9 protein-coding genes are annotated in these 9,296 nt (G+C 60.0%); 4 read left to right on the top strand and 5 right to left on the bottom strand.

Annotated elements, in window-relative coordinates; all coding sequences use genetic code 11:
* The 3 genes from ACIREA_RS03105 to ACIREA_RS03095 form a co-directional block, all read right to left on the bottom strand.
* Positions 1–603, bottom strand: a 603-nt coding sequence (locus tag ACIREA_RS03105; RefSeq protein ID WP_397380445.1) for a GDSL-type esterase/lipase family protein, incomplete at its 3' end; no start/stop codon positions are given.
* Between the two features lie 58 nt (positions 604–661).
* Positions 662–1,729 carry a D-alanyl-D-alanine carboxypeptidase family protein gene (locus tag ACIREA_RS03100; protein ID WP_397380443.1) on the bottom strand — a complete coding sequence of 356 codons (1,068 nt, stop codon included), beginning with the start codon at positions 1,727–1,729 and terminating at the stop codon, positions 662–664.
* 1 nt (position 1,730) lies between these two features.
* Entirely contained in the window at positions 1,731–2,441 is a 711-nt protein-coding gene (locus ACIREA_RS03095) for a type I 3-dehydroquinate dehydratase (RefSeq protein WP_397380441.1), read from the bottom strand.
* A gap of 87 nt (positions 2,442–2,528) precedes the next feature.
* On the opposite strand from ACIREA_RS03095, the gene ACIREA_RS03090 reads away from it, so the two are divergent.
* From ACIREA_RS03090 to ACIREA_RS03080, 3 genes are all read left to right on the top strand, one after another.
* Positions 2,529–3,896 carry a sugar transferase gene (locus ACIREA_RS03090; protein ID WP_397380439.1) on the top strand — a complete coding sequence of 456 codons (1,368 nt, stop codon included), beginning with the start codon at positions 2,529–2,531 and terminating at the stop codon, positions 3,894–3,896.
* 70 nt (positions 3,897–3,966) lie between these two features.
* Entirely contained in the window at positions 3,967–5,613 is a 1,647-nt protein-coding gene (locus ACIREA_RS03085) for a CocE/NonD family hydrolase (protein WP_397380437.1), read from the top strand.
* 13 nt (positions 5,614–5,626) lie between these two features.
* Complete coding sequence (locus tag ACIREA_RS03080) at positions 5,627–6,880, top strand: lactonase family protein (protein WP_397380435.1); 1,254 nt, start codon at positions 5,627–5,629, stop codon at positions 6,878–6,880.
* Between the two features lie 89 nt (positions 6,881–6,969).
* Here ACIREA_RS03080 and fabV read toward each other — a convergent pair whose 3' ends face one another.
* Entirely contained in the window at positions 6,970–8,163 is a 1,194-nt protein-coding gene (gene fabV / locus ACIREA_RS03075) for an enoyl-ACP reductase FabV (RefSeq protein WP_397380433.1), read from the bottom strand.
* Positions 8,164–8,242: 79 nt separating this feature from the next.
* On the opposite strand from fabV, the gene ACIREA_RS03070 reads away from it, so the two are divergent.
* A complete protein-coding gene (locus ACIREA_RS03070) occupies positions 8,243–9,007 on the top strand; it encodes a class I SAM-dependent methyltransferase (RefSeq protein WP_397380431.1) in 765 nt (254 codons plus the stop codon).
* Here ACIREA_RS03070 and ACIREA_RS03065 read toward each other — a convergent pair whose 3' ends face one another.
* A complete protein-coding gene (locus ACIREA_RS03065; RefSeq protein WP_397380429.1) occupies positions 9,008–9,295 on the bottom strand; it encodes a translation initiation factor in 288 nt (95 codons plus the stop codon).
* Position 9,296 lies beyond the last annotated feature (1 nt).

Below are 9,296 nucleotides of genomic sequence, written 5' to 3'. Positions count from 1 at the left end.
GTAGTAAACGCGCTTGTTGTCCGCCAAACCGGAGATGAGGTTGTTGGTGGCGACGTTCTGCTTGCGCATCGCATCCTCCTTGGTGGCACCTCGTGGAAAGATGCCCAGCAGCAGCACCTTGGCCTCCGGGAGTTTTTTGCCCAGGATGTCGAGGATCATCTTCACGCCCTCGGCGGTCTGTTCGGGGCTGCTAGCATACACCACACCGCCATGCTCGGCAGCAGGGCGGCCCTGATGGCCGGTGTTGTTGGTGCCAATCATGAGCACCACAAGCTTCGGCTTGATGCCGTCAAAGTTGCCGTTTTGCAGGCGCCAGATCACGTGTTCGGTGCGGTCGCCGCCGATGCCGAAGTTCGCCGCCTTGAGCGGTTCCCATGTTTTGGCCCAGACATCCTTGCCATTTTTTTCCCAGCCTTGTGTGATGGAGTCGCCCAGAAAGACCAGCTGCGCCTCGCCCTTCTTGGAAATGGCGTTGAAGCTCTCGTGGCGTTTCATCCAGCCGGCATCACGCGGCTTGGGGTCGATGGCGAGGTTCTTGGCCGTTTCAGCAAAGCTGGTGGCGGCGACACAGAGGGAGGCTAGCAGGAGGGTGCGGAGTTTCATGGTCAGAGGCGGCGATGATGCCGGGAAGCCATGAAACTCGCAAGCCGCGAATGTTATTTCACGCCTTCAGCGCCCAGTCGAGCAGCGCCTGCGCATCACGCCAGACGCCTTCGTGGCTGTCGTTGAGGATGACCACAATGCGGCGGCGTCCATTGCGTTCGCCGGTAGCCACCAGGCAGTAGCCCGCAGCCTCGGTGTAGCCGGTTTTCATGCCATCGCAGTAGCTGGCGGTGCGCAGCACGCGGTTGGTGTTGGCCAGTTCGATGAACTTGCCGTCGGGCTTGGTGAATTTGAAACTCTGCAGCTTCACGATCGCACGGATGTCCGGCAGCTTGTCTGCCGCCTTGGCGATCATCGCCAGGTCCCGCGCCGTGGAGTAGGGATCTTCATCTGTGAGGGATGGCAGACCGTGCGGATTGACGAAGTGCGTGTTCTTCAGGCCGAGCGCCTGCGCACGTGCGTCCATCTTTTCCGCAAAGGCGGCCACGCTGCCGGCATTGTCACGCGCAAGCGCCTGAGCAATGTCGTTGGAGCTCTTCACCAGCATGGCGGTCAGCAGCATGCGGCGCGTGTACTGCTCCCCCACCTTGAGGCCGATGCGCACCGGAGCGCACTGTGTGTCCGCCAGTTCAATGGTGACCACTTTGTCGAGGTCTCCCGCTTCCACCACGAGCAGGCCGGTCATGATTTTCGTCGTGCTGGCGATAGCGCCACGCTGATCGGGGCTCTTTTCAAAGAGCACATCATCGTTTTCAGCATCAATGACGATGCAGCGCCCCGCAGTGATCTGTGGAATGGAGCCCCGCAGATTTTTGATCTCAATCTCACGGCGCACCTTCTTCGTTTTCTCGATCTCGTCAGCGAGCTGCGTCTCCAGCTTCTTCTTCAGCTGTGCCACCGCCACCTCACGCGCGGCGATGTCCGCCTTCGCCTGAACGATCATCTGCTTCTCTCCAGCAAAATCCTGCTCGCGCTTGGCGATAGCTGCGGCCTTCGCTTCGATCTCCTCTTCCCTCCATTGCAGTTGCTGCTCACGCTTGGGGTCACCACAGCCTGAAATGGAAATGCAGAGAAGACTGGCCAGCAGGGCGCGGCGGAAGGGGGGGGACTGACGAGGGGGGATCATTTCAGAGTTCAGCGAGGAGTTCTTTCAGGCGGGCGACGGGCCACTGGCCAGGAGCATTCGAAGCACCAATAAAGCCGTAATTCAGCAGGCTGCCACATTTAGCCAGCACCAGACGTGAAACACGCCCCCACGGCCCCATGCCCATGGCGGAAAGCCGCAGTCGGTGCGTCTCCCCCGCCAGCTTCATGAGGCTCGCCAAATCCCCCTGCGTGTTCAGGTAGGTGGCGATCTTCACGGCATCCAGTCCCGCCTGCTGAGCAAAATTCACCGCCCCGCGCAGCACCTCCTCCGCCGGGGTGGCCTGAAAGTCATGGAATGAACCCACCACCGGCACACCCGCAGCACGCGCTTTCTGGATCGTGCCCTGCATCTGCGCCGCGCTGCGCAGTTCAATGTCGATCAGCGTGGCGAGGTCCAGCAAGGGCTCGATCATCGCCGCACGGGCCGCCGGGTCCTCAGGCCCCTGCCCTCCTTCCGCCGGATGCCGGGCCGTGAGCAGCAGCGGCAGGGTGTTGCCAGCCAGTTTGGCACGCAGATCCGCAGCAGGTATCTGCAGCTGGTCCAGCCGAAGCTCAGCCACGTCGCATAAGTTCGCGCGGGAGGCCGAATCGAGGGAGATAAAGTGCTCAAGGGCAGCAGAATCCGCCACCACCCCCACCGCGAGAGGCCGGGAGGAGAAAAGCAGGTTTTTAGAGGAAACAAGTTGAGCCATTGGCTAGGCGGAGTATAATTTTAATAAATGTAAATAAGATTCAGTATCTTACTCGTCACTATGCTGGGCCGGAAGCAAGAAATCAATTTGCAGCTCACCGAACTGCTCGACAGCGCGCTTCTGGCGTTCTGCCTGTGGTTTGGGCATTTCCTGCGTGCAGATCTGGTGCCGGTCTTCTTTCCCGATGCGGTTGAGATTCCGCCCATGGAAAAGTTTTACTGGGTGATTGCGGTCGTGGCCCCGTTCACGCCCATCGTGCTGGAGGCACGCGGTTTTTACTCCAACATTTACAACAAAACACCAGCGCGCTCGATCCGCCAGCTCGCAGAGGCGCTTGCAGTCATCGGGATGTGCATCGCCTTTTGCATCGTGTTCTTCAAATGGTCGGTCGAAAGCCGTGCCGTGGTCGTTTTCTCCGTGGCTCTCGGTGCGCTGTCGCTCCTGCTGCGCGAAGCATGGCAGCGTGAAATCCTGCGCAGGCAGATGGCCTCGGGCAAAGGCCGCGAACGCGTCATCATCGCCGGTGCCCAGACTGATCTGGCAGCCTTCCTGGCCAACATGACTTCCGAGCAGCGCGCCGAGATCGAGGTCGTGGGCCAGATCGACATCATGCAGAGCCCGATTTCAGACCTCGTCGCAGCGCTGCATGAGCATTCCATCAGCCGCGTGCTCTTCGCCGCGCAGCATGTGCATTTCAGCAAGATCGAGGAGGCCGTGCAGGCCTGCGAAACCGAAGGCGTGGAAGCCTGGATCGCCGCAGACTTCTTCCAGACCGCCATCGCTCGTCCGACCTTCGATGTACTCGGCGGGCGCCTGATGCTGGTGTTTCACTCCACGCCGCAGGCCTCCTGGGAACTGCTGTTCAAGGCCATCGTCGATCGTGTCGGCGCATTGATACTGCTCCTGCTCTCGCTGCCCGTGTGGCTCGTGGCGGTCATCGGCATTCGCTTTGGCTCCCGGGGCCCGGTCTTCTTCAAGCAGGAACGCGCCGGGCTCTACGGCAAGCCATTCATCATGTGGAAGTTCCGCACCATGCACCAGGGTGCAGAAGCTCAGCGCCAGGAACTGGAGGCGCACAACGAGATGGAGGGCCCCGTCTTCAAGATCACCAACGATCCACGCATCTTCGCCTTTGGCCGCTGGCTGCGCCGCACCAGCATTGATGAACTGCCCCAGCTCATCAACGTGCTGCGTGGAGAGATGAGCCTCGTCGGCCCGCGTCCCCTGCCCGTCTATGAAATTCAGCGCATCGAAAAGCACGCGCAACGCCGCCGGCTCAGCGTGAAGCCCGGTCTGACCTGCCTGTGGCAGGTCACAGGGCGCAACGGCATCAAGAACTTCGAGGAGTGGGTCGCACTGGATCTCAAGTACATCGACAACTGGTCCTTCTGGCTTGATCTGAAAATCCTGGCCCAGACCCTGCCCGCCGTGATTCGCGGCATCGGCGCGAGCTAAGTATCAGGATACGTGCCTTTCGCACCGCATGTGATTGAAACGTGCCGTCCATGGCCCCCGTAATGGACTGATGCGCCACGTTCTCTTATTCTTAGCCGCCTGTGCCTCCCTGCACGCTGCCACTCCTGCCAAGCTCGATTTCGGCTCCGTCCGTGAAGAGCACCTCATGATCCCGATGCGAGATGGCAAGCGCCTCTCCGCCTATGTGTTCTTCCCGCCGGGCGAGGGCAAATTTCCCGCCATCTTTGAGCAGCGCTATGGGGACATCAGCAGCCCCGGATCACGCAAGGCCGCCGCCAAGTTCGCTGAAGGCGGCTTTGTCATCGCTCTGGTCAACTACCGGGGCACACATGAGAGCGAGGGCGTTTACCGTGGCTACCGTGGGCTGCAATGGGGGCCATTGCGCGATGGCTATGACGTGTGTGAATGGCTGGCGGCGCAGCCTTGGTGCACCGGCAAGATCGGCACCTACGGCGGCTCGCAGGCGGGCTACGCACAGAACTACCTTGCCGTGACTCAGCCGCCGCATCTCGTGGCGCAGTACATGACCGACACGGGCCTTAGCTTGTACCAAGAGGGCTACCGCATCGGCGGCGCCACCAAGCCGCAGCGCTTCATCAAAGGCGGCTCTGTGGCACGCGACATCAAAGACAACGAAGCCATGCTGCGTGAATGGGACCAGCACCCGGACTATGACGATTTCTGGAAGGACGAAGACGCCTCCCTGCACTTCGACAAGATGAACTACCCCTGCTTCACCATCGGCAGCTGGTTTGATTTCATGTGCCAGGGCAGCGTGGCCAGCTTCATCGGCCGCAATCAGCATGGCGGCCCCAATTCACGCGGCCAGCAGCAGCTCATCATCGGCCCTTGGCTGCACGGCGGCTATCCGAAGTCGAACAAGATCGGCGAACTGGTCTTCCCTGAGAACGCCATGTTTGACGTGTATCCACACATGACGAAGTGGTTCAATCATTACCTCAAAGGCGAGAACAACGGCGTCGAAAAGGACACCACCGTGAAATACTACGTGATGGGCGCAGTCGGTGAAGAAGGTGCTCCCGGCAATGTGTGGCGTGAGGAAAAAGACTTCCCGCCCGCCAGCAAAGCCGCCGACTGGTTCCTGCAACCCGATGGCAAACTCGCCACCGCGAAACCATCTGCCGATAAAGCGAGCACAGCTTATCTCAGCGATCCTGCGCACCCCATGAGCCTGCCCCATGTGGGCTTTCCCGGTGCCAAAGATGCGCGTGCCTTTGAAGAACAGGCCGAGGTGCGCACCTGGACCAGCGAGGTGCTGACAAAACCGCTCGAAGTCACCGGCCGCATCAAGGCCGAAGTCTTCGTTTCTTCGACCGCAAAGGATACGGACTTCTTCCTGCGTGTGACGGATGTGTATCCCGATGGCCGCTCCATCCTGATCGTGGACTACCCGTTGCGCGCACGGTATCGCGAAGGCTTTGATCATCAGAAGCTGCTCGTGCCGGGTGAGGTCGCCAAGCTCTCCTGGGACATCGGTTGGACCAGCATCATCTTCAACAAAGGCCACCGCATCCGCATCACCATCGCCAGCACCGGCGCACCCTATTATGAGCCGAACACGCAGACCGGCGCTCCCATCAGCCACTTCATCACCGAACCCGGTGTGCCTGCCATCAACACCATCTGGCACGATGCCACACATGGCTCGCGTGTGATTCTGCCAGTCATCAAGTAATTCCCCGTCTCTCATGCAATCCCCCGCTCCCTCCATTTCACGCCGTTCCTTTCTGAGCACCGCACTCGCTGCCGGTGCGGCTCTCTCCGTTCAGGCCAAAGATCAGGCACCGCTGATCGCCTACGTCGGCACCTTCACCTCACCACTGCAAAACATGAAGGCCACTCAGGTGGATCTGCCGCCGGGGAATGGCCAGGGCATCCATCTGTTTGAAGTGAACCGCAGCACTGGCGCCATGACTCCCTGCGGTCTGTACAAAACTGGCGTGAGCCCCAACTGCCTCACCTTCAATGCCGCCAAGACAGTCATGTATTCCACGAATGAAACCGACCATCAGGGTGACCACGAGGCGGGATCTGTCAGCGCCTTTGCCATCAATCCCAAGGACGGTCAGTTGACGCTGATGAACACCGTCAGTTCCGGCGGCAAAGGCCCCACCTATGTGAGCCTGCATCCCTCAGGACGCTTTCTGCTGGTGGCGAATTACTTTGGCGGCTCGATGTCAGTGCTGCCAATCAAGCCTGATGGCAGCCTCGGAGAAGCCACGGACTTCAAGCAGGACGCCGGCACCATCGGGCCCAAGAAAGCCACGAATGCTCCTCCCGGCAGCTTCGCTTTCAGTGGCCATGATGGAACGCATTCGCACATGATCGCGGCCGATGCTTCGGGGCGCTTTGTGCTCTCCGTCGATCTCGGCCTGGATCAAATCCTCGTGTGGAAGTTTAACGACCAGAAAGGCACGCTGACGCCGAACGATCCTCCCCATGTCACCTTTCCTCCGGGAGATGGCCCACGCCACTTTGCCTTTCACCCCAACAACCACTGGCTCTACTCCCTGCAGGAAGAAGGCTCCAACATCGTACTGCTTGATTACGACACCGAAAAGGGCCGCCTCACCCCACGGCAGACGATCTCCAGCCTGCCACCCGGATTTGCCGGCAGCAATTTCTGCTCCGAGATCCTCGTCTCTGCCGATGGCCGCTTCGTCTATGCCGGCAATCGTCTGCACGACAGCATTGGCATCTTCGCCGTTGGCAAAGACGGCACCCTCACCTTCGTCACTGAAGAGTGGACCCACGGCGATTACCCGCGCAGCTTCAACTTTGATCCCACCGGCGAGTTCTTCTACAGCCTCAACCAGCGCGGCGACAACGTCGCGGTGTTCCGCGTCGATCGCAAAACCGGCATCTTAAACTTCACCGGCCATTACGCAGCCGTAGGCAATCCTTCGAGCATCGTGTTCCTGGATCTGGCGAAAGGCGGCTGATTTAAACGATCACTCCGCACCATCCTCGGCCACCGCACGTTCAATGCGGCGGTCGGGGATGACTACAGGTTTGATTCCGTGGTCGTCGCTTACGCCAGTGATGGCACGCCAATGCTGACGTCCACCTCGGCATTGTAGTCCACGCCTTCGAGACCGAAGCCAAAGAGGCGCAGGAAGCTGGTCTGGTAGCCTTCGAAATCACCCAACTCTGCGAAGTTTTCGGTATTCACCTCGGCCCAGCGTTTGCCCACAAGCTCCTGCAGTGCAGGCTTCATTTCCCAGTCATCCACGCGGATGCGTCCGGCCTCATCCGGCTGCGGGTTGCCATTGTAGAGGCGCTCGCGGAAGAGGCGGTCCATCTGCTCGATGCAATCCTCATGCGTGCCTTCTGCCTTCATCGCCTTATAGAGCAGCGAGATGTAAAGCGGCACCACGGGAATCGCGGAGCTGGCCTGCGTGACAAGGGCCTTGTTCACCGAAACCCAGGCCTTGCCCTTCAGCGGGGCCAGCTTGCCGTCCAGCACGCGCTGCACGCGCTCAAGGTCTTCCTTGGCACGGCCGATGGTGCCGTTCTTGTAGATCGGCCAGGTCACTTCCGGCCCGATGTAGCTGTAAGCCACGGTCTGCACGCCTTCAGCGAGCACCCCGGCGCTTTGCAGCGCGTCGATCCACATTTCCCAGTCTTCACCACCCATGACGGCCACGGTCTGAGCGATCTCGTCTTCGTTCGCCGGGTCGATGGTCACTTCATTGACCACGCCGTTGCCGGTGTTGAGGTTTTTGTTGGTGTAGGAGGCAGAGCCGATCGGCTTGAGCACGGATTTGAAAACTTCGCCGGTTTTCGGATGCGTGCGGCGCGGGGAGGCAAGGCTGTAAATGACGCAGTCCACCTGGCCGAGATCCGCCTTGATGGCTTCGATCACCGTGGTCTTCATCGCATCAGAGAAGGCGTCACCGTTGAAGGAGCGGGCATACAGACCGGCAGCCTTGGCTTCATTTTCAAAAGCGGCGGAATTGTACCAGCCTGCGGTGCCGCAGCGCTCAGCTTCACCGGGTTTTTCAAAAAACACGCCCATGGTGGCCGCGCCGGAACCAAAAGCCGCCGCGATGCGGGAGGACAGGCCGTAACCGGTTGAGGAACCCACAACCAGCACCTTCTTCGGGCCATTGGCGATGGGGCCGCGCGACTTAACGACGGCGATCTGGTCAGCGATGTGTTTGGCACACCCGGTCGGATGTGCGGTGGTGCAGATGAATCCGCGAATTTTAGGGGCGACGATCATAGTAGGATAAGTTCAGCGTTAGCAGTCGCGAGGGTGCTGGCAACTTGTTTTCCCGCCCCACCTCCGGCATCATGGCCGTATGCACACCCCGTCGTCCGCACCCGAACAGCGTTTCTCCGACCGTGTGGAGAATTACGTGCGCTACCGTCCGAGCTACCCGCAGGAAATCATTCCGCTGCTGCAGCGTGAGACAGGGCTCATTCCTCAACACGTGATTGCTGATGTGGGTTCGGGAACCGGCATCTCTGCGGAGCTCTTTTTGCGCGCAGGCAATGCGGTTTATGCCGTGGAGCCGAATCGCGAGATGCGGGAGGCAGCAGAGCGGCTGCTTGCGCATTTTCCCAACTTCCACAGTGTGAATGGCAGTGCGCAGGCCACCACGCTGCCGGATCACAGTGTGGACTTCATCGTCGCCGCGCAGGCATTCCATTGGTTCAACACGCCCGAGACTCGCGCGGAGTTCACCCGCATCCTCAAACCGGACGGCTACGTTGTGCTCATCTGGAACGAGCGGAGACTCGACTCCACGCCTTTCTTGCAGGCGTTCGAACAACTACTCATCACCTTCGGCACGGACTACACGAAGGTCCGGCACGAAAACGTCAACACGGCTGCGCTGGGTGCGTTCTTCCACGGTGCCTATGCCACGCACACCTTTACTTATGAGCAGCGTTTTGATTTCGAAGGACTCAAGGGGCGCCTGCTATCGAGCTCTTATGCACCCGCTGAGAGCCAGCCACGCCATGACGAGATGATCGCTGAACTGCGCCGCATCTTTGATGTCTATCAGACGTCAGGACAGGTCTGCTTTGAATATGACACGCGGCTGCACTTAGGGCGGTGATCACTTCACTCCCCGCACTTCGAAGCCTTCGGCTTCAAGCACTGCTCTGACCTTGGCGGCTTGATCACCTTGAATCTCGATGCGTTTGTCACGCACCGTGCCGCCACAGCCGCAGGCGGCGCGGACGCGCTTGGCGATTGTTTCGATCACCGAGAGCGGCAGATGCGTGGCGAAGTCCTTGATCACAATGACCGTCTTGCCACCGCGATGAGCGGTCTCACGCTGAAGCACGACGCGCCCCATTTTCCAGAGGCGCTGCGGTGAGCTGGGGTCGGACTTTGGATCCATA

The organism is Prosthecobacter sp., from assembly GCF_044373815.1.
GTDB lineage: Bacteria > Verrucomicrobiota > Verrucomicrobiia > Verrucomicrobiales > Verrucomicrobiaceae > Prosthecobacter.
The sequence above is the reverse complement of the archived record's forward strand: the minus strand, read 5'-3'. Positions and strand labels throughout refer to the sequence as shown.

What these genes read in the sequence shown, in the direction of transcription:
- ACIREA_RS03100 (WP_397380443.1), bottom strand. Translation starts at nt 1,729, where the DNA reads ATGATCCCCCCTCGTCAGTCCCCCCCCTTCCGCCGCGCCCTGCTGGCC.
- ACIREA_RS03095 (WP_397380441.1), bottom strand. Translation starts at nt 2,441, where the DNA reads ATGGCTCAACTTGTTTCCTCTAAAAACCTGCTTTTCTCCTCCCGGCCT.
- ACIREA_RS03085 (WP_397380437.1), top strand. Translation starts at nt 3,967, where the DNA reads ATGCGCCACGTTCTCTTATTCTTAGCCGCCTGTGCCTCCCTGCACGCT.
- ACIREA_RS03080 (WP_397380435.1), top strand. Translation starts at nt 5,627, where the DNA reads ATGCAATCCCCCGCTCCCTCCATTTCACGCCGTTCCTTTCTGAGCACC.
- fabV (WP_397380433.1), bottom strand. Translation starts at nt 8,163, where the DNA reads ATGATCGTCGCCCCTAAAATTCGCGGATTCATCTGCACCACCGCACAT.
- ACIREA_RS03070 (WP_397380431.1), top strand. Translation starts at nt 8,243, where the DNA reads ATGCACACCCCGTCGTCCGCACCCGAACAGCGTTTCTCCGACCGTGTG.
- ACIREA_RS03065 (WP_397380429.1), bottom strand. Translation starts at nt 9,295, where the DNA reads ATGGATCCAAAGTCCGACCCCAGCTCACCGCAGCGCCTCTGGAAAATG.